23 protein-coding genes are annotated in these 20046 nt (G+C 67.1%); 7 read left to right on the top strand and 16 right to left on the bottom strand.

The window, feature by feature from the left end; genetic code table 11:
* From ACXI0U_RS00005 to ACXI0U_RS00015, 3 genes are all read right to left on the bottom strand, one after another.
* A partial coding sequence (locus ACXI0U_RS00005; RefSeq protein ID WP_479549555.1) for a TonB-dependent receptor occupies window positions 1-471 on the bottom strand: 471 nt, incomplete at its 3' end.
* Window positions 472-801: 330 nt separating this feature from the next.
* Window positions 802-2706: a 1-deoxy-D-xylulose-5-phosphate synthase gene (gene dxs / locus ACXI0U_RS00010; RefSeq protein WP_021219676.1), complete on the bottom strand. Its 1905-nt coding sequence runs from the start codon at window positions 2704-2706 to the stop codon at window positions 802-804.
* Between the two features lie 37 nt (window positions 2707-2743).
* Window positions 2744-3961 (bottom strand): MFS transporter, encoded by a 1218-nt coding sequence (locus tag ACXI0U_RS00015; protein WP_431483314.1) that lies wholly within the window; start codon window positions 3959-3961, stop codon window positions 2744-2746.
* A 97-nt stretch (window positions 3962-4058) separates the two neighbouring features.
* Here ACXI0U_RS00015 and ACXI0U_RS00020 point away from each other — a divergent pair, with 97 nt between their 5' ends.
* Entirely contained in the window at window positions 4059-4508 is a 450-nt protein-coding gene (locus ACXI0U_RS00020) for a winged helix-turn-helix transcriptional regulator (RefSeq protein WP_431483315.1), read from the top strand.
* A 207-nt stretch (window positions 4509-4715) separates the two neighbouring features.
* Here the strand turns inward: ACXI0U_RS00020 and ACXI0U_RS00025 are convergent, their stop codons facing one another.
* From ACXI0U_RS00025 to ACXI0U_RS00055, 7 genes are all read right to left on the bottom strand, one after another.
* The gene (locus ACXI0U_RS00025) at window positions 4716-5165 is read right to left on the bottom strand and encodes a BRO-N domain-containing protein (protein ID WP_431483316.1); all 450 of its coding nucleotides are present in this window, start codon (window positions 5163-5165) and stop codon (window positions 4716-4718) included.
* 485 nt (window positions 5166-5650) lie between these two features.
* Window positions 5651-5908, bottom strand: a complete 258-nt coding sequence (locus ACXI0U_RS00030) for a DUF4332 domain-containing protein (RefSeq protein ID WP_431483317.1) — start codon at window positions 5906-5908, stop codon at window positions 5651-5653.
* 15 nt (window positions 5909-5923) lie between these two features.
* On the bottom strand, window positions 5924-6379 hold the full coding sequence (locus ACXI0U_RS00035) for an RDD family protein (protein WP_081711630.1): 456 nt from the start codon (window positions 6377-6379) through the stop codon (window positions 5924-5926).
* Window positions 6380-6600: 221 nt separating this feature from the next.
* Window positions 6601-7383, bottom strand: a complete 783-nt coding sequence (locus ACXI0U_RS00040; protein WP_431483318.1) for a hypothetical protein — start codon at window positions 7381-7383, stop codon at window positions 6601-6603.
* 283 nt (window positions 7384-7666) lie between these two features.
* Window positions 7667-8584 carry a LysR family transcriptional regulator gene (locus ACXI0U_RS00045; protein WP_431483319.1) on the bottom strand — a complete coding sequence of 306 codons (918 nt, stop codon included), beginning with the start codon at window positions 8582-8584 and terminating at the stop codon, window positions 7667-7669.
* A gap of 76 nt (window positions 8585-8660) precedes the next feature.
* Window positions 8661-9614 (bottom strand): agmatinase, encoded by a 954-nt coding sequence (gene speB / locus ACXI0U_RS00050; RefSeq protein ID WP_479549556.1) that lies wholly within the window; start codon window positions 9612-9614, stop codon window positions 8661-8663.
* A 49-nt stretch (window positions 9615-9663) separates the two neighbouring features.
* Window positions 9664-11049, bottom strand: a complete 1386-nt coding sequence (locus tag ACXI0U_RS00055) for a sodium:solute symporter family protein (protein ID WP_479549557.1) — start codon at window positions 11047-11049, stop codon at window positions 9664-9666.
* Window positions 11050-11394: 345 nt separating this feature from the next.
* Between ACXI0U_RS00055 and ACXI0U_RS00060 the strand changes: the two genes are divergently transcribed.
* Window positions 11395-12126 carry a helix-turn-helix transcriptional regulator gene (locus tag ACXI0U_RS00060; protein ID WP_271659884.1) on the top strand — a complete coding sequence of 244 codons (732 nt, stop codon included), beginning with the start codon at window positions 11395-11397 and terminating at the stop codon, window positions 12124-12126.
* A 35-nt stretch (window positions 12127-12161) separates the two neighbouring features.
* Complete coding sequence (locus tag ACXI0U_RS00065; protein WP_431483321.1) at window positions 12162-12464, top strand: antibiotic biosynthesis monooxygenase family protein; 303 nt, start codon at window positions 12162-12164, stop codon at window positions 12462-12464.
* Window positions 12465-12542: 78 nt separating this feature from the next.
* Here the strand turns inward: ACXI0U_RS00065 and ACXI0U_RS00070 are convergent, their stop codons facing one another.
* The gene (locus tag ACXI0U_RS00070; protein WP_021219689.1) at window positions 12543-12884 is read right to left on the bottom strand and encodes a zinc ribbon domain-containing protein YjdM; all 342 of its coding nucleotides are present in this window, start codon (window positions 12882-12884) and stop codon (window positions 12543-12545) included.
* A gap of 239 nt (window positions 12885-13123) precedes the next feature.
* On the opposite strand from ACXI0U_RS00070, the gene ACXI0U_RS00075 reads away from it, so the two are divergent.
* Window positions 13124-13828 carry a sulfotransferase family 2 domain-containing protein gene (locus ACXI0U_RS00075; protein ID WP_184489561.1) on the top strand — a complete coding sequence of 235 codons (705 nt, stop codon included), beginning with the start codon at window positions 13124-13126 and terminating at the stop codon, window positions 13826-13828.
* Window positions 13821-14429: an adenylyl-sulfate kinase gene (cysC, locus tag ACXI0U_RS00080; protein ID WP_479549558.1), complete on the top strand. Its 609-nt coding sequence runs from the start codon at window positions 13821-13823 to the stop codon at window positions 14427-14429. The genes ACXI0U_RS00075 and cysC overlap by 8 nt, the downstream gene beginning before the upstream one ends.
* Before the next feature lie 4 nt (window positions 14430-14433).
* Here the strand turns inward: cysC and ACXI0U_RS00085 are convergent, their stop codons facing one another.
* The 3 genes from ACXI0U_RS00085 to pdxR all read right to left on the bottom strand — a co-directional run bounded on the left by ACXI0U_RS00085 (window position 14434) and on the right by pdxR (window position 17282).
* Window positions 14434-15015 carry a YcxB family protein gene (locus tag ACXI0U_RS00085; RefSeq protein WP_479549559.1) on the bottom strand — a complete coding sequence of 194 codons (582 nt, stop codon included), beginning with the start codon at window positions 15013-15015 and terminating at the stop codon, window positions 14434-14436.
* 61 nt (window positions 15016-15076) lie between these two features.
* A complete protein-coding gene (locus ACXI0U_RS00090) occupies window positions 15077-15664 on the bottom strand; it encodes a hypothetical protein (protein ID WP_374979752.1) in 588 nt (195 codons plus the stop codon).
* A 148-nt stretch (window positions 15665-15812) separates the two neighbouring features.
* Window positions 15813-17282, bottom strand: a complete 1470-nt coding sequence (gene pdxR / locus ACXI0U_RS00095; protein ID WP_479550014.1) for a MocR-like pyridoxine biosynthesis transcription factor PdxR — start codon at window positions 17280-17282, stop codon at window positions 15813-15815.
* A gap of 93 nt (window positions 17283-17375) precedes the next feature.
* Between pdxR and ACXI0U_RS00100 the strand changes: the two genes are divergently transcribed.
* A complete protein-coding gene (locus ACXI0U_RS00100) occupies window positions 17376-17849 on the top strand; it encodes a GNAT family N-acetyltransferase (RefSeq protein ID WP_263404199.1) in 474 nt (157 codons plus the stop codon).
* Window positions 17850-17851: 2 nt separating this feature from the next.
* A complete protein-coding gene (locus ACXI0U_RS00105) occupies window positions 17852-18475 on the top strand; it encodes an FMN-dependent NADH-azoreductase (protein WP_431483325.1) in 624 nt (207 codons plus the stop codon).
* A gap of 28 nt (window positions 18476-18503) precedes the next feature.
* Here ACXI0U_RS00105 and ACXI0U_RS00110 read toward each other — a convergent pair whose 3' ends face one another.
* Together ACXI0U_RS00110 and ACXI0U_RS00115 are read right to left on the bottom strand one after the other, a co-directional pair.
* A complete protein-coding gene (locus tag ACXI0U_RS00110; RefSeq protein ID WP_374979755.1) occupies window positions 18504-18959 on the bottom strand; it encodes a DUF2214 family protein in 456 nt (151 codons plus the stop codon).
* 49 nt (window positions 18960-19008) lie between these two features.
* Window positions 19009-20037 (bottom strand): sensor domain-containing diguanylate cyclase, encoded by a 1029-nt coding sequence (locus tag ACXI0U_RS00115; protein ID WP_431483326.1) that lies wholly within the window; start codon window positions 20035-20037, stop codon window positions 19009-19011.
* Window positions 20038-20046: the final 9 nt, after the last annotated feature.

The following is a 20046-nucleotide window of genomic DNA, read 5'->3' on the forward strand; positions in this document are numbered from 1 at the left end:
GCGGGTGAACACCTGGATGACGCCGCCCATGGCGCCCGAGCCGTACAGGCTGGAGCGCCCGCCCCGGGTGACCTCGACCCGCTCGATCTGCTCCATGCCCAGGTATTGCAGGCGTGGCAGGCCGTCCACCAGCGAGCCGATGCGCACGCCGTCGATCAGCACCAGCGTCTGGTTGGCGTTGCTGCCGCGCAGGTAGAGGTTGGCCGAGCTGCCGCGCCCGCCGCTCTGCTCGACCGACATGCCCGGCACGCGGGCGAGCAGGTCCGGCACGCTCTTGGCCTTGAGCCGGGCGATGTCCTTGCGGGTGAAGATGCTGGTGGCGGCGGTGGCCTGGGAACGGGGCTCCAGCGCGTTGCCCGAAGTGGCCACCACATAGGGGCTCTTCAGCGCGTCGAGGCTGTCCAGGGGGATTTCTTCGGCTGCCGCGAGGCAGGGGGCCATGGCGATGGCCAGGGCCAGACGGGAACGCATAATCGATGACTCCTCAAAAGATCCATGACTTTCGAGAAGGGCGGGACAAGAACGACTGCGCGACCGGTGATCGCCTGTGCTTGACGGTGCAGCCCCTCCGCAACACACGTCGTACGACGAGAACCGTTTCCACGTGCCGCCCCGCACCGCGCCGACGACTCTCGGGTCGTTCGACGACATCCTGCACGTGAGGCCGGGAGCCGGAACCGCCTGTCGCGGGCTCCCCGTGGCGGGCTGGGCTGGTCGCTCTGCGGCGGCCTGGCTCCGGGCCCTGGCGTCTCGGGTGAACAAGCGCCGTGCCCGCTGGCACGGCGATCAGTAAAGGGCAGTCTAGCCGGCGCTGCGCTCCAGCAAGGCCAGGCGTTCGCGGATCGAGGCTTCGATGCCGCTGGCGTCCAGGCCGCACTCGGCGAGCATCTGTGCCGGTTTGGCATGCTCGACGTAGTAGTCCGGCAGCCCCAGGTGCAGCACGGGCAGCAGGATGTTTTCACGGGCGAGGAACTCGCTCACCGCCGAGCCGGCACCCCCCATGATGCTGTTTTCCTCGACCGTCACCAGCAGTTGGTGGCTGCCGGCCAGTTCACGCACCAGGGCCTCATCCAGCGGCTTGACGAAGCGCATGTCGACCACGGTGGCGCCCAGCGTTTCGCCCACCTGCAGGGCTTCGGCCAGTTGCACGCCAAAGGCGAGGATGGCGACGCGGGCACCCTGGCGGCGAACCACGGCCTTGCCGATCTCCACTGGCACCAGCTCCTTGTCGATGCTGGCGTTGGGGCCGCTGCCGCGCGGGTAGCGCACCGCTGCCGGGCCGGGGAACAGGTGGCCGGTGGTCAGCAGCAGGCGCAGTTCGTTCTCGTCGCTTGGGGTCATCACCAGCATGCCGGGGATGCAGCGCAGGTAGGAGAGGTCGAAGCTGCCCGCATGGGTGGGGCCGTCTTCGCCCACCAGGCCGGCGCGGTCGATGGCGAACAGCACGTCGAGGTTCTGCACCGCGACGTCGTGGATCAGCTGGTCGTAGCCGCGCTGGAGGAAGGTCGAGTAGATCGCCACCACCGGCTTGGCGCCGTCGCAGGCCATGCCGGCCGCCAGGGTCACGGCGTGCTGTTCGGCGATGGCGACATCGAAGTAGCGATCGGGGAAGCGCTCGCTGAAGGCCACCAGGTCCGAACCTTCCTTCATCGCGGGGGTGATGCCCACCAGGCGCGGGTCCTGGGACGCCATGTCGCAAAGCCACTGGCCGAAGACGCTGGAGTACTTGGGCCCGGACGCCTTCTTCGGCGCTGCCGGGGCGTTGATCGGCTCCAGCTTGGTGATGGCGTGGTAGCCGATGGGGTCGACTTCCGCCGGGGCGAAACCCTTGCCCTTCTTGGTCACCACGTGGAGGAACTGCGGGCCCTTGAGGTCACGCATGTTGCGCAGGGTGGCGACCAGGGTGGGCAGGTCGTGGCCGTCGATGGGGCCGATGTAGTTCCAGCCGAGTTCTTCGAACAGGGTGCCGGGAACCAGCATGCCCTTGGCGTATTCCTCGGTGCGACGGGCGATCTCCCAGGCGCCGGGCAGGCGCGAGAGCACCTTCTTGCTGCCTTCGCGCATGCTCGCGTAGGTGCGGCTGGAGAGGATCTTGGCCAGGTAGTTGGACAGGCCACCGACGTTGCGCGAGATCGACATGTCGTTGTCGTTGAGGATCACCAGCATGTCGGCCTGCACGTCGGAGGCGTGGTTCAGTGCCTCGAAGGCCATGCCGGCGGTCAGCGCGCCGTCGCCGATCACCGCGATGGACTTGCGCTCCGAGCCCTGCATGCGGGCGGCGATGGCCATGCCCAGTGCAGCGCTGATGGAGGTGCTGGAGTGGCCGACGCCGAAGGTGTCGTACTCGCTCTCGGCGCGGCGGGGGAAGGCGGCGACGCCGTCCTTCTGGCGCAGGCTGCCCATCTGCTCGCGGCGCCCGGTGAGGATCTTGTGCGGGTAGGCCTGGTGGCCCACGTCCCACACCAGTCGGTCGTCGGGCGTATCGAAGACGTAGTGCAGGGCGATGGTCAGTTCGACCACGCCGAGCCCGGCGCCGAAGTGCCCGCCGGTCTGGCCAACGGTATAGAGCAGGTACTGGCGCAGTTCGTCGGCCAGGGTTTCCAGCTCCGCTTCACCCAGCCGGCGCAGCTCGTCCGGCGTCGCCGCGCGGTCGAGCAGGGGCGTGAGCGGGCGCTCGCGGGGGATCTCATGGAACGTCGTGGGCATCAGGCTAGTCGTTATGGGTGCAAAAAGATGCGGCAGTTTACCTGATGCCGCTTTGCCTGCCCAAGACATGGTGTCGGATGCCGTCGCGGCCCGGCAGGGTCACCCACCAGAAGGCCAGCGCCAGCAGGCTGAGAGCCGCGCCGAGCAGGCACACGGCGGCCCAGCCGGCCCAGGCATAGAGCTGCGTGGCAGCGAAAGCGCCCAGGGCACTGCCGGCGGCATAGAACAGCATGTAGAGGCTGATCAGCCGGCTGTGGGCGGGGTTGCCGCTGCTCAGTACCAAGCTCTGGTTGAGCACGTGCAGGGCCTGGCCGGCGGCGTCCAGCAGGAGGATGCCCAGCAGCAGCGCCCACAGCGATTGCCCGGTGAAGGCCAGCGGCAGCCAGGCCAGGGTCATCACCAGCAGCGCCAGGCCACTGGCCTTCTGCGCCTGGCCCCGGTCGGCCCAGGTGCCGGCTCGCGTCGCTGCCAGCGCTCCGGCTGCGCCGACCAGGCCGAAGGCACCGATGGCGCTGTGGCTCAGCGCCAGGGGCGGTTCGCTGAGGGGCATCACCAGCGCCGCCCAGAACAGGTTGAACACGCAGAACAGCAGCAGCGCGAGCACGCCGCGCACCTGCAGCACGCGGTCCTCGCGCAGCAGGCTGAACATCGACCCGAGCAACGCCGGGTAGCGCATCCGCGAGTGGGGCCGGGTCTCCGGCAGGCGCCACCAGAGCAGGGGCAGCAGCACCGTCATCAACCCGGCCGAGAGCAGGTAGACCGCGCGCCAGCCGCCCAGGTCGGCCATCAGCCCCGCCAGGCTGCGGGCCAGCAACAGGCCCACCACCACGCCGCCCTGGGCGGCCCCCACCACCCGGCCGCGCTCCCCGTCACTGGCCAGGCTGGCGGCGAAGGCCAGCAGGCCCTGGGTCATCGCGGTGCCCAGCAGGCCCAGGCCGAGCATGCCCAGCAGCACCAGGGCCGGCTGGCGGGCGAGGGCGACCAGCAGCAGCGAGCCCACCAGCAGGAGTAGTTGCCCAGCCATCAGCCGGCGCCGTTCCAGCAGGTCCCCCAGGGGCACCAGCACCAGCAGGGCCAGGGCGCTGCCCACCTGGGTGAGGGTGATCACCCCGCCGACAGCGGCACGGCCGATGCCCAGGTCAGCGGCGATCGCATCCAGCAGCGGGTGGGCGTAATAGACGTTGGCGACGCTCAGGCCGCAGGCCACGGCCAGCAGCCAGACCAGTGCCGGCGGCATCGGGGAATGAGTGGGCATGCCGAAAGTCCTTGTTGTGGTTTCAAAATGAAACCATTTGAAGGCTATCGATACGGGTTTTAAACTGCAACCACTTTTCGCAAGCTGGAGGTGGTGCATGAAAGACCCGCAAGCCGAGGAGCACTGCCCGGTGGCCCGGGCGCTGGACGTGATCGGGGACCGCTGGTCGCTGATGATCGTGCGCGACCTGTTCGACGGCCTGCAGCGTTTCGGCGAACTGCAGAAAAGCCTCGGCGTGGCCAAGAACATCCTCAGCGACCGCCTGCGCAAGCTGGTGGTCGAAGGTGTCCTTCGTGTGGAGCCGGCCGCCGACGGCAGCGCCTACCAGGCCTATGCGCTCACGCCCCGGGGCCATGACCTTTTCACCCTGGTCGTCAGCCTGCGCCAGTGGGGCGAAGCCCACTGCTTCGCCCCCGACGAGGTGCATTCCGAACTGCTCGACACCGCCGACCAGCCCCTGGCGCGGCTGCAGGTGTGCGATGCCGCCGGCAACCCCGTCAGCCCCGCCGATACCCGCGTGCGCAAGGTGATCGCCGCGGCGGATTGAGGCTTCGCCCATCGGCCACTGGCACCGTGCCCGGGGCTGATGGGTTTCGCTTCGCTCTACACCATCCTACGGGGTCGGTTCACGGGCTTGGCATCGGAGCCGATCCATACCCCTCGTAGAAGGGGGCGGGCGGCGCTCCGCGAGATTCGTAGGATGGGTAGAGCCGTGCGAAACCCATGCTGGGGGGCGGCACCCTGCCCGGGCGTTTCAGAGCCCTCGGTAACGCGGCACCTTGTCCCACTGCATCCACAGCTCACCTTGCCAATCCAGCAGCACCAGCCGGCGGGATTGCCAGTCCAGCATCACGCGCCGTGGCTGGTGACGGCAGCCCGTGTACTGGTCGCGCAGGGTGGGAACCACGTCGCGGGCGAGCCACTCTTCCAGGTGCTGAAGTTCGGGGTGGCCGAAGCGGATCATGGCCTGGTAGAGGCCGCCTTCACTGACGAGATGGACCTCTTCCTCGCTGCCGGTGGCATAGGTGAAACGGGCGCTGCGAATCTGATAGGGGCGCAGGCGGCGGTGCCGCGCCTGGGGATGGTGCAACCCCAGCAGGCTGGCGAAATCGTAGGCGCAGAACCAGGGCTGGTCGTCGATCATCACACCGCGCAACGGGCGGTTGTGGCGGTAGAAAAAGATCGGGGTGTAAGCGTCGTGCATGGCGTTACTCCGTTTGCCTGTCCATGCCTCCGTCATCGTCGTCATTCGATGGGTGGAGGATCGCGTGGGGTTGACGAACCGGGCAAACGGAGCCGGCAGACCGCAAGGGTCTCCCCACGCGATCCGCCATTAGATGATGCAGTCCTGAAAACTGCATGCGAGCCGGTTCCCGCTGGAAACGTACGCCGTTTCCCGCAAGCCCCGTAGGCGGCATCGCGCCGTTAGCTTCAGGTCGTCAAACCCGGCCGCGGATTGACCGCGACCGGGCGAACTTAGGGAGTGGGCTGGAGGCGAACAAGGGGTTGCGGCGGGTTTGGGAAATTTCCCTGCGATGAGCGGGCATTTGATGGGTTTCGCTGCGCTCTACGCCATCCTACGACCCCGCCACTGTCCACAGTTTCTGTGGAACAGCCTGTGGATATCTTCTGGGTGGATCGCTGCGGAGCGGGCGGGGCGGTAGTTCTGCGTGGTCGCTCGAATTTTCGTCAAGCCTGGCTGGCGTGCTGCTGGGCGAAGTCGATGATGGTCTGGATGGCTGCCCGCGCCTGGGGGCTGTTGTGCCAGCAGGTGGAGCCCATCATCCGGGAAATCTGCAGGGTCAGGTCGGCGGCTTCGCAGTGGGCCAGTTGCTCCAGGGTGTGCAAGCCGATCTGTTCCAGGCGGCCGACCACGGTCGGGCCCACGCCTTTGAGAGCGACCAGTTGGGCGCGGGTTTCCGGGGTGAAGCCCTGTAGTGAGGTCATGGCACTTCCTTCACGTCATTCCGTCGCAGTCGTTGCGGCGGGCTCTTCCATCTCGGCCATGCGCTGGCGCAGTGCGGCGAGGTCGCGGGTGGGGATGACGAAGGTGTAGGCCCAGATATCGCCCAGGCGCTGGGCGTTGCTGGACCAGATGACGGCGATGGCGGCCGGCAGCGAGCCGAGGATGAAGGGGTTGGTTTCCACCAGGCGGAAGGCGCTGCGGACCAGCACCTGCATCAGTTGCGGCGGCTCGCCGTTGGGGGCGATGACCCGTATCCGGCAGATCCATTTCCCTGGGGTGAAGCCACGCAGCAGCCACTCGCACAGCGGGAAGTACAGGAGCACCGGCAGCACGATCGCGAGCACGTGACGTGTCTGTTCGTAGAGGAGAGCGACCAGGCTGATGATCAGTGCCTTGTCGATGATGAAGGCGAGGCTGCGCAGGGCGAGCATGCGTGTGCGGGAAACGTCCATGTTGCTTGGAACCAGTGGTGAAAAGGGGCGGGCAGGATAAACCAATCCCGCTGGAGCGGTGGGGCATGTGTCACGAGGGTGGCCTGGATTTCCCGGGCTGAAGCCCGGGCTACCAAAACACTGCCCACAATTTCTGTGGGGCAAGCTGTGGATAAGTTTTGGATGGATGGCTGTGGAGCCTGCCGCCTGGGAGGTTCAGGCGGCTGGTGGTTTTTCCGCCACTACTGGTATTCGCGGCACCAGGTTTCGCCGTACTCGGCCAGCATGGCCTGTTCCAGCACCTTGGCGTCGGCGGCTTCGGCGAAGCGGAACAGCACCCAGGCAAGGCTGCGCACGAGCTGGTCGCGGGTCTTGTAGTTGGGGATGTCGTGCATGGTGTCGGTGGCGTGCTTGAGCCAGGCGAACAGCTCGCGCTGTTCGGCCTCGTCGGCGCCGAGCAGGTAGATGAAGAGCATGCCGACCAGGGGCAGGCTGAGGTCGAAGTTGTCGCGGTTGAAGGTCAGGCGGGCGAAGGGAACCGCGCGCAGCACGCGGGCGATTTCGCCGTGCAGCCAGGCGTCGCCTCCGAACTCGGCCTTGAGCTTCTGCTTTTTCGCCAGCATGCCGGGCTGGTGGGCGAAGCGGCCGACCTGGGCCAGTAGCGCGAGGCGGCGGGCATGGGCGTCGAGGGTCATCTCGCCGTCGAATAGCAGGACCATTTCCCAGCGATTGAGGCGGCAGCGGGGGTAGCCGTGCTCGGCCAGCACCCCGGCGGCGTCCTTCGCCGCGCGGAAGAGCAATTGCAGGTGGTGTTCGCTGGCGGCGGGCGGCGTGCCGCCGTTGAGCAGCAGGTGGTAGTAGAAGGCCTGCAGGGTGGCGTCATCGAGCTCCTTCGGCGGCTTCTTCACCAGCGGGGTGATGCTGGGGTGGTGGCTGCAGTAGTAGGCATTGGAGCTGTTGGCCTCGGCGAAATCGGCTTCGCCGGAAGCGATGAACTGCTGGATGATTTCCGTCTTGCTGGACATGGGCGTTCCCCGGTTGGCGGCGCCAGGGAGCATAGAAGGGCGGGGGGGATTTTTCCGTGCGGCGGGTGGCGCTCCAAGGGGCAAGGCATCGCCCAGCAGGCCGCCGATGGGCGCGGCCGACAAGCGCGACGCCACGCTGATCGGTTGCCCGCTCAGCCGTACCGACGCCCTGGGTGCATGCCCACCCGGGGCAGAACTGCCGTTCGGCCTTCCTGGCTGCTGGGGGACGGCGCTGCTGGACAGGGGCGACCCCGCTGTCGGGCTTCGCCGAGCCCCGTCCAACCTACGCTTGATTGGCCAACTGGCGCTGTGCCCTCTCCAGTGCATCGAGAAAGCCTGCCAGGGCGGCCTTGGGGGCCTGGCCCTGGCGGGTGATGCAGTGGAAGGCCGAGCGATAGGCCAGTTGCACGGGCAGTAACGCACGCAGTTGATTTCGGTCCACCCAGTGAGCGGCGTAGTGCGTGGGCAGGTAGCCCAGGTAGGTGCCGGAGAAAATCAGGGTGGCGATGGCTTCCATCGCGTAGGCGCTGACCGTTTGGGTGAAGTGCAGGCCGTGGGGCCGCTGGTTTTCCGTCAGGTAGCCACGGCCTACGTACTCCGCCGCGCAAATGTCCGCCAGGCTCAGGTTCGCTTCGGCGCGGTGGAACAGGGGATGGCCGGCGGAGCAGTAGAGGTTCTGCTCTTCCTCGAACAGCGACTGGTAGTTGAGGCCTGACAACTGGTGATGGAACGCGCCGATGGCCAGGTGCAGGCGTTCTTCCAGGACCGCGCGTTCCAGTTCATCGGGGCGCAGCATGTGCAGGTTCAGGCGTACCTCGGGCAGGCGCTGGCGGAACAGCCTTATGGCCAGCGGCAGGGGGGCGCGCTCGAAGCTGATGAGGCTGTCCACCGTGCCTATCTGCAGGCTTTCCCTGGCCATCCCCCCGAGGCGGTTGGCCTGGGTGCGGAAGCGTTCGATATCGCCGAACAGCAGTTGTGCCAGGTCGAACAGTTCCTGGCCTTCCTCGGTCAGCTGGAAGCCGCTGTTGCCGCGCCGGCACAGGGAGCATCCGAGGCGTTCTTCCAGATCGCGGACCACCACGCTCAGGCGCGACAGGCTGGTGTTGAGGCTGGCCTGGGCTGCGGTGAAGCCTCCCGCGTCGACGATGGCGCAGAAGACCCGCAGCATGCGGAGGTCGATATCGGAAATGTTGCCCAGCATGCCCACCTCCAGGCCGGTTGCCGGGGCCGTCTGTGGCGCGGTCCCGGCATGAGCCTACCAACTCGTGGCGGTGGGGTCAGCGGGTCGCGATGGCGTCGGCGAGGATGCACATCAGTTCGAACATCATGGTGGCGCCCACCAGGGCTGTCGCCCCGCCCTGGTCGAACGGCGGGGAGACTTCCACGACGTCGGCACCGATCAGGTTCAGGCCACGCAGGCCACGGATCATCTGCTGGGCCTGGAGGGTGGTCATGCCGCCGATTTCCGGGGTTCCGGTGCCGGGCGCGAAGGCCGGGTCGAGGACGTCGACGTCGAAGCTGATGTAGGTAGGGCCGTCACCCACTACCCGGCGTGCCTCCGCCAGGGTGGCTTGGACGCCGAGTTCGGCGAACTCCTCCATGTGGATCACGCGGATGCCGCATTCCTCGGCGAAGGCTTCGTCCTCGGCAGAGTAGATGGAGCCGCGAATACCGATCTGCACGGTGCGCTTGGGGTCCAGCAGACCCTCCTCCACGGCGCGGCGGAAGGGGGTGCCATGGGTGTAGGGGTTGTCGCCGAAGTAGCGGTCGTTGGTGTCGGAGTGCGCGTCGAAGTGGATCATGCCGATGGGACGATGGTGGGCCAGGGCGCGGAAGATCGGCAGGGTCACCAGGTGGTCTCCGCCCACCGACAGGGGCACGGTCCCCGCCTGGTGGACTTCTCGGAAGAAGCCCTCGATGCGCTTGAGCGAATCGAGCAGGTCGATGGGGTTGACGGGGCTATCGCCGAGGTCGCCGATGCGCACCAGGTCATAGGGTGCGATGCGGCTGACGTGGTGCACCTTGCGCATCAGGCTGGACATGTTGCGCACTTCGCGCGGCCCGTGACGGGCGCCGGCGCGGTTGGTGGTGCCGCCATCCCAGGGGACACCCACCAGGGCGAGTTGCAGGTCGGCCGGGTTATCGAAGATCGGCAGGCGCATGAAGCTCGGGATGCCGGCGAAGCGTGGTATGAGCGCGGCATCGAGCGGCTGCGGGAAGTCATGGGTCATGGGCTCTATCTCACGGGCAGAGGGCGCCGCGTGGGCGCCCTGGATGGTTTCAATCGGTTGCGGTGCGCAGGGCAGGAGCGGGTTGGGTCAGCAGGCTGGTGGCCACGAAGGTCAGCAGGCTGACGAGGAGGCCGTAGTAGATGGGGGTGTTGGCCAGGATGCCGTCACGGACCATGAAGGCGATGACGGTGAGGCTGCCGGTGACCATGCAGGCCATGGCGCCCACGGCGGATGCGCGGCGCCACATCAGGGCGCCCATGATCGGTACGAGCAGGCCGCCTACCAGCAGGTTGTAGGCGATGGAGAGGCCGGCGATGACGTCGTTGACCAGGCAGGCCATGGCCAGCATCGCCGCGCCGAGGGTGAAGGTTATCCACCGGCTGCTGGCCAGGTGGTCTTCGCCGTTGCGACTGAGAAAGCGGCTGTATATGTCTTCCTTGAGTACGGTCGCTGCGGCCAGCAGGCAGGCGCTGGCAGTGGACATGATGGCGGCCAGGGCGGCAGCCACCACGAGGCCGCGCAGGCCGGCTGGGAGTAGGTTGCGGGTGATCTCGGCGAAGGCGTTCTTGGCCACCGACAGGTCCGGCAGCAGCAGCCGGGTGGCGGCACCGATGAGCGCGCAGGCGCCGCCATAGAGCATGCAGTAGACCCCTGCGCCGAGGCCGGCGTAGCGCACCACGCCCTCGCTGCGGGCGGTGAACAGGCGCTGCCAGATGTCCTGGCCGATCAGCGCGCCGAAGAAGTAGAGCAGGAAGTAGGCGGCGATGGTGTCCAGGCCGATGTTGCCCAGCTCGAAGAAGCCCGCCGGCAGGTTGGCCTGCATCGCCGCCAGGCCACCGGCCTCGCCCACGCTGATGGGCAGCAGGACGAAGAAGATGCCCAGCGTCATGATCACGAACTGGATGATGTCGGTGAGTGTCAGCGACCACATGCCGCCGATCACGGAGTAGAAGATCACCAGCCCGCCGCCGCAGAGGATGGCGGGGATGCGCGGAATGTCGAATACCACCTCGGTGACCGAGCCGATGGCGATGGTGGCGGTTACGGCCACCATCAGGTCGTAGGCCACCATGACGATGCCGCCGATCAGGCGCGAGGAGGCCTGGTATCGCTGTTCGAGGATCTGGGTGACGGTGAAGACCCTCAGCTGGGCTATCTGCCGCGAGAACACCAGGCTGAGTACGATGATGCCCAGCCCCAGCATGAAGACCAGCCAGAGACCGGATACCCCGTACTGGTAGCCCAGGCGCACCGAGCCGATGGTGGACGCCCCGCCCAGCATTACCGCCGAGAGCGTGCCGAGGTAGAGGACTGGCCCGAGGCGTCGCCCGGCCAGGAGAAAATCATCACGGGTCCTGGCCTTGCGCATGCCCCACCAGCCGAGGCCCGCCATCACCAGCACGTGAATCAACATCGTCACGTAGTCGACCGCCATGGTGCTGCTCCTTTGTTGTTTTTCTAGTTCGGGTCCGCCCTGACGGCGGGTCTGGCGAGGATAGGAGGGGTGGCGTGCGGAACAACATCACCGCGATGGCAAGCTGGGTTGCGCCAGGCGGCAAGTAGGGCAGGTGGTGAGTGGAAGAAGCGGGATTCAGCCGAGGCCAGGCTCCTACGAGCGCAGCGCGCGGGTGTTCCCGTGCGGGTCGTGCAGTGGGCCCGCGCGTTCGCGAGGGTGACGCCGTGAAGGTGCCGGGGCGCGGACCGGCTCGGCGGCGCTGGTTTTTCCCCGGGCGCTATGCGCAAATGCCTGCCGACTTCCCACACCATACGGCTCCCTTCCATGCGCAAGGCCGATCGCCTGTTCCAGGTCGTCAACCTGATCCGTACCCACCAGCCCATCACCGCCCAGCGCCTGGCGGAACGGCTGGGGGTTTCCACGCGCACCATCTATCGCTACGTGGACGACCTGTCCCTGAGCGGCATCCCGATCTACGGCGAGGCCGGCGTGGGGTATGCGCTGGACGAGCATTTCGAGCTGCCGCCCCTGGCACTCAACCGCGACGAGCTGGACGCCCTGCTGCTGGGCGTGGAGCTACTGTCGCGCACCGTGGGCGACGAGATGGCCGATGCCGCGCGCTCGCTGCTGAGCAAGATCCAGGCGGTGGTGCCCGAGCACGCCCTCGACCCGCAGAGCGCACCGGTGCGGGCATTCGTCAGCCCCTTCACCCCGGAGCAACTGCGCCATTGGGACAGCCTGCGGCGTGCCATCGGCGAACAGGCGGCGGTGCGTATCGACTACCTGAGCCTGGACGACCGCGCTTCGCAGCGGGTGATCTTCCCACTCGGGTTGTTCTACTGGGTGGGCAAGTGGACGGTGGGTGCCTGGTGTGTGCTGCGTGGCGAGTACCGTGACTTCCGTGTCGACCGCATCCGCAACCTGGCGCGTCTGGCCGATGCACCGCCGGCGCCCGAGGGGCTGAGCCTGGCCAGCTACATGCGCCACCGCAGTTGCGAGGCGCAGTTGCAAGAGGCGCAGGCCACTGACAGAACGTTGTCAGCAGAGGAGGCATAGGCTGGGCCGTCTCAACCAACGGAAGGGCGATCGCCATGCAAGATTCTTCGGTATTGGAACTGGTGCTGTTCAAGACTAAACCCGGCCGCGAAGAGCGCATCGCCGAAATCCGTGCCGGTGTGCGCGAGGCGCTGAAGACCTGCGACGGCTTCATCGGCTTCCGCAGTTTCATCTCGGTGGAAGGCAGCCATGTGTTCGCCGACCTCGCCGAGTGGTCGTCCCACGAGAACGCGCTCAGCGCGGCACGCGCCTTCAACGGCGCCGACCCGCGCTTCCAGCCCTACATGCGCGAGATCAAGGAAGTGATCTTCATGGGGCACTTCAGCCCGGGCGAGTAGCCCGGCGTCCCGGCGGCGGTTTCTGCAGGCATGAAAAAGCCCGGCAATATGCCGGGCTTTTTGCTGCCTGAGAAGGGCTCAGACTTTGCGCACGAATTCCGACTTCAGCTTCATCGCGCCGATGCCGTCGATCTTGCAGTCGATGTCGTGGTCGCCATCCACCAGGCGGATGCCCTTGACCTTGGTGCCGACCTTCACCACCAGGGACGAGCCCTTGACCTTGAGGTCCTTGATCACGGTGATGGTGTCGCCGTCCTGCAGGACGTTGCCGACGGAGTCCTTGATCACCTTGCCTTCATCGGCCGGCGCGTCGGCGGCGTTGGCGGACCATTCGTGGGCGCACTCCGGGCAGACCAGGTTCTGGCCGTCTTCATAGGTGTATTCGGAGTTGCATTGGGGGCAGGGGGGCAGGGTGCTCACGGCGTATCTCGCAATCGGGTGAAAAAAAGACCGCAGATTATATAAGGTTTTAGTGGTCGCTGTCGGGGGTGGCGTAATGATGGCCCTTGTATCGGGCTGCTTACCGGCTTGACCAAGGCTAAATATTTCCCGGCTGCCGCCTTGCTAGCCTGCCGCAGGTAAACCCATGCCCGGGACGTACAAGGCGTGGAACCAGTCCGATGGCGATGGAGTGCCTGCCGTTCCTGCGGGGGGAATCGATGTTTCAACGTGTCCTGTGGAAGCTCATGCCGAAGTCGCAGCGGGCCTTCCTGCTGGGGCGGATGGCGGTGGTCGACCGCGCCGCCGTCAACCGCTCCATGTCGGGCAACCTGCGCTACCCGGAGCCCTTCCGACGCCAGGGCTGCCTATTCATCCACGTGCCCAAGTGCGCTGGCTCCAGCGTGGGCGATGCGCTGTTCGGCGGCTGGCGCGCCGGGCACCTGCCGCTGTACTGGTACGAGCAGCAGTTCCCTACCGAATACGCCACGGCCTTCAAGTTCAGCTTCGTCCGCGACCCACTGGAGCGTGCCTTCTCGGCCTACGTCTACCTGCGTGGCAACGAACTGCGTCCGCGCCACCAGGCGGCCAAGCGGTTGGTCAGCAGTTACCAGGGTTTCGATGACTTCGTCGCCCGCTGGCTGCATGTGGATAACGTGCGGCGGCAGATCCACTTCGCCCCGCAGACCGACTTCCTGATGGATTCCCTCGGCCACCTGGCGCTGGACTTTATCGGCTATCAGGAACACCTGGAGCGCGATTTCACGGCGCTCTGCGAGCTGCTAGGCTGCAATCGGACGCTGCCTCACTCCAATCCCTCGCTACGGCGCGAGGCGCTGCCGGTGAAGGACATCTGCACGGCGCGCACGCGGGAGATCGTGCGCCGGGTTTACCAACGTGACTACGAGTTGCTCGGCTATGCATAAGCACGCACCTTCCGCCCTGTTGCCCTGGATCCGCCCCTACAACCTCGCCCTGCCGCGCTCGGCACGGGCGGCGATCAAGCACCAGAGGCCCTGCTGCATCTGGCTGACGGGGCTTTCCGGCTCCGGCAAATCCACCCTGGCCAACGCCCTGGAAGTGGAGCTGAACGCACGTAACCTGCACACCTTCGTGCTCGACGGCGACAACCTGCGCAACGGCCTGTGCTGTGACCTGGGCATGGACGATGCGGCGCGCCGGGAGAACGTGCGGCGCATCGCCGAGGTGGCGCGGCTGATGGTGGATGCGGGGCTGGTGGTGATAGTCGCCGCCATCTCGCCGTTCCGCGCCGACCGCGAGGCGGCACGGGCGCTGTTCAGCGTCGACGAATTCCATTGCGTCTACGTCAGCACGAGCTTCGAGACCTGCGCCCGCCGCGACCCCAAGGGCCTCTACCAGGCGGCGATGCAGGGCCGCATCAGTAATTTCACCGGCCTCGACAGCCCCTACGAAGCCCCCACCGACGCCGACTGTGAGATCGACACCGACGAGGTGGACGTGATCGAGGCGACCTCCTGGTTGATAGCGCTGGTGCTGGGGGAGTGAGGGATCAGTCCTTCCAGGAATCCCGTTGCTCTTCGGGGTCGTGTGCCTGCCGCTGGAGGCGCGCTTCCAACGCGCCTTTCTTCTGCTGCTTGCATTCCACCAGCGCCAGGTAGAACGCGTCGTACTCCTGCTGCGAATCGAACGCGCTGCGTGGAACGCAGATGAGGCAGGGCATGCCCTCCAGGCTCACCGCGATGAGTTGCTGCGTATGGAGGATGCGTTTGACCGCAGGCCAGCGGAAGCCCAGGTGAACGTTCTCGCTTTCCTCGCGGATACCCTGTTCGTCGAAGCTGATGTGCATCCGCCCGAGGGAGCCCGATGCCGGGTTTGCGACGAGGGTTTTGTGCAGGGCGACAAGCAGCAAGGTGAAAGCCAGCGCGGCCACTGAGGGAAGGCACATGAGCAGGGCGAACATCAGGTTTTCAACGATGCTCCTCCCCTGAGGGTGCGTGAACGCACTGTAGAGCTGGAACAGCAGCACGGCCAGGAGGATGAGCCTGATCGGCCCGCTGTGCAGGGCCTGGTAGATGGGCACGCGGATGGCATCACGCCGGGTGAGCTCGAAGGTCTTGCTGATGGGGTACATAGCGGTTCTGGGGTTGAATTGAACGGGTCTGGCCGGCGCCCTGGCGGCGCCGGCCGTTTACTCAGCGCTGGCTGAGCTGCAGCTGGTTGTAGTCCTGGATGAAGCTGCGCAGGATTTCGTCGATGGCCAGCTTGGTCGACTGCTGGGTGGCGTTCTTCATGGCGAAGGGGCCGCCAAGCCACATCTTGCCGCCCTGGCTCTTGCCTTCGACGCTGTAGCGCTTGCTGAACAGCGCCTTGCCGGCGGATTGCACCTCGATGTTCAGGGTCACGTAGGCGCGGTAGTCCTCGAAGCGGTATTGCTCCAGGTTCAGCACCAGGTAGGGCGCGTCGCCGGCGGCGCTGCCCTGTTGCAGGCTGCCGAAGGCCTTTTGCACATCGCGCGATTGCAGGGTGGTGTCCAGCAGCTTGCCGAAGTCGACGATCCACAGGTGCGCATAGCCGACGGTGGCCGCACGGAATTCGTAGTGGTGGTTGCGGGTCTGCTCGGTCAGCCCGTAGCTCGCGGGTGCCTGCGCCTGGGGCAGGGCGCTCTCGCCCTGGTTGTTGGCCAGGTACTCGGCGTAGTCCTTGTCGATCGGGTGGTTGATGGTGCAGCCGGTGAGCAGGGCGCTCAGCAGGAGGGCTGTCAGGCAGGCGATGCGTTTCATCTGTCGTCCTTGTCGGTTCGAGAAAATGCCGGGCAGGGCGGCCTCGCTGGGTGCGCGCCCCATCCCTTGGGCGCGCAGAGGCTAAGGCCTCGGGGGCGATGATGGCAAATGGAGATGAGGGGCCGTGGGCGTCGACCGGTTGAGGAGGCTACGTGTCCCCTGGACGGGCTCCTTCGCCCGGCGGCCAACCCGGCTGTCCACCTCTCTCCAGTACATCACGCAAGCGCTCCGCCAACGCCCGTGCTTCCTCGGTCGTGGCGATATTGGTGAAGCCGAGCAGCAGCCCCGGTGCGCCGTGTTCGCCCAGGTACCAGCGCGACAGCGCGGCGACCGCCAGGCCGGCTGCCTGGGCGCTGTCGGCCAGGGTGCGGTCGTCGCTGCCGGGGGCGAGGCGGGCCAGCAGGTGCATGCCGCCGGCCTGCGGGTCCATGCGCAGCCATTCGCCGCAATGCGCCAACAGCGCCTCGCAGGTGTGGGCTCGGCGGCGGGCGTAGAGGCTGCGCATCTTCTTCAGGTGGCGGGCGAAGTGGCCCTGGTCGATGAAGTCGGCCGTCGTCGCCTGCAGCAGTTCGCTGCCGCCGCCGAGGAACAGCGCGGCGATGTCGCGGAAGCGCTCCACCTCACGCTCCGGCACCACCAGGTAAGCCAGGCGCAGGCCGGGGTAGAGCACCTTGCTGAAGGTCCCGGTGTAGAGCACGCGGCCGTCGCGGTCGAGGCTCTTGAGCGCGGGCAGCGGCCGGCCCTGGTAGCGGTATTCGCTGTCGTAGTCGTCTTCGATCACCCAGCCCTGCATCTGCCGCGCCCGCTCCAGCAGGGCCAGGCGCCGGGGCAGCGACAGCGCCACGCCGGTGGGGCTCTGGTGCGTGGGGGTGACCAGGGCGAAGCGCGCCTCGGGTGCCAGGCGCAGGCCGTCCTCCACCCGCAGCCCTTCGCCGTCCACCGCTACCGGCACGCCGCGCACGCCGAGCCCTTCCAGCAATTGGCGGGCATGGGGGTAGCCGGGGTCCTCCAGCCAGATGGCCTCGCCCGGCCGCATCAGTGCGCGCTGCACCAGGGCCAGGCTGGCGCGGTGGCCGGCGGTGATGAACACCTGCTCGGGCCGGCAGTGGATGCCCCGGGAGATGCCGAGGTAGCCCGCCAGGCTTGCGCGCAGGGCGAGGTGGCCGGCCGGGGCCGGCACCATCAGTGCGCTGCCGCCCAGCTCGCGCAGGCGTCGGGCCGTCAGGCGTGCCCAGAGCTTGCGTGGGAAGGCATCCAGGGCTGGCAGGCCGAGCTGGAACGGCTGGGGCGATGCCTCGGCCGTGTGAGGGCTTTCGGCCCTGGCCGGGCGGCTGGCACGCAACGCGGGCCGGGGCGTCGGGGTCAGCCGGGGCGAGACGCAGGTCCCGGCGGGGCCACGTGCCAGCAGATAACCTTCGGCGATCAGCATCTGGTAGGCCACCTCCACCGTGCCCCGCGCCAGGTTCAGTTCGCTGGCCAGGCTGCGCAGCGACGGCACCCGGGCGCCGGGCTGCAGCCGGCCCTGCTCGATGGCCTCGCGAAAGCGCTGGTACAGCTGCAGGTACACCGGGGTGCTCAGGTCGCGGTCGAGGTGGAAGGGCAGGGGGCGGCTCGGCATGCTCATGTCCCAGTCATTTCGATGATTCTTGGCCCTGGTTGCTGGTCCATGGCCTGCCTAGAGTAGCGGCTCCCAGCGAAGAGGAAAGCGGCCATGCCCGATCAGCCCAGCCCCATCGAACTGTTGCACCTGGAGAGCGACCCACAGTTGCGCGCGGCCTTCCCGGTGATGCAGGCGCTGCGCCCGCAGTTGCCCGACCCCGAGGTGTTCATCCAGCGCGTGCGTCGCCAGGCGAAGCAGGGTTACCGTTTGCTGGGTGCCTGGCGTGGCGGCCAGGTGCTGGCCCTGGCCGGCTACCGCGAACTGGAGAACCTGATCCACGGTCGTTTCATCTATGTCGACGACCTGGTGGCCGACCCGCAACAACGCAGCCAGGGGCTCGGCGGCCAGTTGCTGGATGAGCTGGCACGGATCGGCAGCCAGCTCGGTTGCCAGCGCCTGGTGCTGGATACGGCACTGGCGAATTCCCTGGCGCAGCGCTTTTATTTCCGCCAGGGCCTGCTGTCCACCGGCCTGCACTTCAGCCGGCCATTGCCCACCCCCACGCTCCGTCCCGAGGAGGACTGATCATGCCCCGTGTATTGCTGATCGAATGCAGCCCCAATGAAGACGCGTCCCCTGGCGGCCAGCTGGCCCGGGAGATGGCCGAGCGCATCCACGCCAACGCGCAGATCACCGTGCGCAACCTGGTGCGTGAACCGCTGCTGCCCTTGTCTGGCGACTACGCCCGGGCGGTGACCGGCCGCGCCCACCGCGAGGACCCGGCCCTGGTGTTGTCCGAGCAACTGATCGGCGAGGTGGAAAGCGCCCACTACCTGGTGATTTCCACGCCCATGCACAACTACATGGTGCCGGCGGCGCTCAAGCTCTGGCTGGACTACGTGGTGCGCATCCAGCGCAGCTTCACCATGGTCGACGGCAACAAGGAAGGCCTGCTGGAAGACCGCCCGACCTTCGTGGTGGTCAGCTCCGGTGGCAACTACCTGGGTGCCAAGGCCAGCCAGGCGGATTTCCTCTCGCCCTACCTGCGCCACATCCTCGGTGTGATCGGCCTGCACCATGTGGAGTTCGTCCACCTGCAGGGCCTGGCCCAGGGGCCGGAGGCGGTGGCCGAAACCCTGCAGCAGGCGCGGGCGCGCCTGGCCAACAACCCCTATTTCGCGGCGGCGCCTTTCCCGGGCGTTCCCGCCTGAGCAAGGCGCGGCGCGAGCGACGTGACGATCAGGAGATCACGCCGAACCCGCGTGCCATCAGCGCGGCCAGCAGCGGGATGACCAGCGCCAGCAGCAGCTCCAGGCGGATCGCCATGATCACCAGCTTGGCGGTCTTCGGGCTGACCTGGGGCACCTGGCCGGCGTTCAGCGCGTTGCGCCAGTTGAGGAAGACGAAGGTCGGCAGCGCGGACAGCAGCGCCACCAGGATGAACAGCCCGATCTTGGCGTGGAACAGGCTGTTCTTCAGGTAGTACTCGGTGCCCTTGCCGTACCACAGCACCCGTGCCAGGCCGGTGGCCAGCACCAGGCCGGCGCTCAGGCCGTAGGCGATGTCCACCCGGATCAGGCTGCGCGCGCGCTCCAGGTCCAGGGGCAGCTTGAACAGGCGGTGCTCCAGGACCAGCAGCGAGAACAGCAGGAAAATCGACAGGTAGTGCAGGTACGCGGCAATGGCTTGAGCCATGTGAACTCCTCCAGGTCATCAGGGGTGTTTCTTATAGGGGGCCGCCACGTCAGTTGGCGCTCTCCACGCGGTTGCGGCCGTTCTGCTTGGCCCGGTACAGGGCGCGGTCGGCCAGGTCCAGGGCTTCGTTCTGCGATTGCTCGGGGCTCACCAGCAGGGTGCCGGCGCTGAGGGTCTGGGCCAGTTCCTGGCCGGCGGCGCGCATCGGCTTCTCTGCGATGCAATGGCGCAGGCGCTCGGCGATCTGCTTCAGTTCCTCGCCATCATGCACCGCCACCAGGGCGACGAACTCCTCGCCACCGATGCGCATCAGCAGGTCGTCGGGGCGTAGCGCTGCGGTCATGCGCCGCGAGCTTTCCCACAGCACCTGGTCGCCGGCGGCATGGCCGTGCTGGTCGTTGACGCGCTTGAAGTGGTCGAGGTCGGCGTAGATCACCCCCAGGCGCAGCCCGGCCTTGTTCACCCGTGCCATTTCCTTGGGAAAGAACTGCGACAGGGCGCCCCGGTTCCACAGCTGGGTCAGCGGGTCGATCAGGGCCTTGCGCTGCTCGCGGTCCACCGCGCGGCGCAGGTTCTGCGTCTGCTGGGCCATGCCGCGCAGTTGCAGGTAGCCCTCGGCCAGGGTCGCCAGGTCGCGCAGGCGGAACAGCTCCTGCTGGTTCAGGGTGCGCGGCCTGGGGTCGAGCATGCACAGGGTGCCGATGGGCAGCGCATTGCTGGAGAACAGCGGCTGGCCGGCATAGAAGCGGATGAAGGGCGCCTCCACCACCAGCGGGTTGTCGCTGAAGCGCGCGTCGGTGCGCGCGTCGGGAATCAGCAGCGGGCCGTTACCGAGGATGGCGTGGCCGCAGAAGGAAATGTCGCGTGGGGTTTCCGCGGCCTCGAGGCCGATGCGTGCCTTGAACCACTGGCGGTTGCGGTCCACCAGGCTGATCAGCACCGTTTCCACCTGGAACAGCTCCTGGGTCAGGCGCACCAGGGTGTCGAGGTAGAGCTCGGCGGGGGTGTCCAGGATGTCCTGTTCATCCAGGGCCTTCTGGCGTCGATCTTCTTCGGGGAAGCACGGAGCGGCGAGCATGGGATTCCT

The sequence above is a fragment of the Pseudomonas sp. C9D1 genome (assembly GCF_056491235.1).

Coding starts and splice junctions, on each gene's coding strand:
- dxs (WP_021219676.1), bottom strand. CDS start 2,706: ATGCCCACGACGTTCCATGAGATCCCCCGCGAGCGCCCGCTCACGCCC.
- ACXI0U_RS00015 (WP_431483314.1), bottom strand. CDS start 3,961: ATGCCCACTCATTCCCCGATGCCGCCGGCACTGGTCTGGCTGCTGGCC.
- ACXI0U_RS00020 (WP_431483315.1), top strand. CDS start 4,059: ATGAAAGACCCGCAAGCCGAGGAGCACTGCCCGGTGGCCCGGGCGCTG.
- ACXI0U_RS00025 (WP_431483316.1), bottom strand. CDS start 5,165: ATGCACGACGCTTACACCCCGATCTTTTTCTACCGCCACAACCGCCCG.
- ACXI0U_RS00030 (WP_431483317.1), bottom strand. CDS start 5,908: ATGACCTCACTACAGGGCTTCACCCCGGAAACCCGCGCCCAACTGGTC.
- ACXI0U_RS00035 (WP_081711630.1), bottom strand. CDS start 6,379: ATGGACGTTTCCCGCACACGCATGCTCGCCCTGCGCAGCCTCGCCTTC.
- ACXI0U_RS00040 (WP_431483318.1), bottom strand. CDS start 7,383: ATGTCCAGCAAGACGGAAATCATCCAGCAGTTCATCGCTTCCGGCGAA.
- ACXI0U_RS00045 (WP_431483319.1), bottom strand. CDS start 8,584: ATGCTGGGCAACATTTCCGATATCGACCTCCGCATGCTGCGGGTCTTC.
- speB (WP_479549556.1), bottom strand. CDS start 9,614: ATGACCCATGACTTCCCGCAGCCGCTCGATGCCGCGCTCATACCACGC.
- ACXI0U_RS00055 (WP_479549557.1), bottom strand. CDS start 11,049: ATGGCGGTCGACTACGTGACGATGTTGATTCACGTGCTGGTGATGGCG.
- ACXI0U_RS00060 (WP_271659884.1), top strand. CDS start 11,395: ATGCGCAAGGCCGATCGCCTGTTCCAGGTCGTCAACCTGATCCGTACC.
- ACXI0U_RS00065 (WP_431483321.1), top strand. CDS start 12,162: ATGCAAGATTCTTCGGTATTGGAACTGGTGCTGTTCAAGACTAAACCC.
- ACXI0U_RS00075 (WP_184489561.1), top strand. CDS start 13,124: ATGTTTCAACGTGTCCTGTGGAAGCTCATGCCGAAGTCGCAGCGGGCC.
- cysC (WP_479549558.1), top strand. CDS start 13,821: ATGCATAAGCACGCACCTTCCGCCCTGTTGCCCTGGATCCGCCCCTAC.
- ACXI0U_RS00085 (WP_479549559.1), bottom strand. CDS start 15,015: ATGTACCCCATCAGCAAGACCTTCGAGCTCACCCGGCGTGATGCCATC.
- ACXI0U_RS00090 (WP_374979752.1), bottom strand. CDS start 15,664: ATGAAACGCATCGCCTGCCTGACAGCCCTCCTGCTGAGCGCCCTGCTC.
- pdxR (WP_479550014.1), bottom strand. CDS start 17,282: ATGCCGAGCCGCCCCCTGCCCTTCCACCTCGACCGCGACCTGAGCACC.
- ACXI0U_RS00100 (WP_263404199.1), top strand. CDS start 17,376: ATGCCCGATCAGCCCAGCCCCATCGAACTGTTGCACCTGGAGAGCGAC.
- ACXI0U_RS00105 (WP_431483325.1), top strand. CDS start 17,852: ATGCCCCGTGTATTGCTGATCGAATGCAGCCCCAATGAAGACGCGTCC.
- ACXI0U_RS00110 (WP_374979755.1), bottom strand. CDS start 18,959: ATGGCTCAAGCCATTGCCGCGTACCTGCACTACCTGTCGATTTTCCTG.
- ACXI0U_RS00115 (WP_431483326.1), bottom strand. CDS start 20,037: ATGCTCGCCGCTCCGTGCTTCCCCGAAGAAGATCGACGCCAGAAGGCC.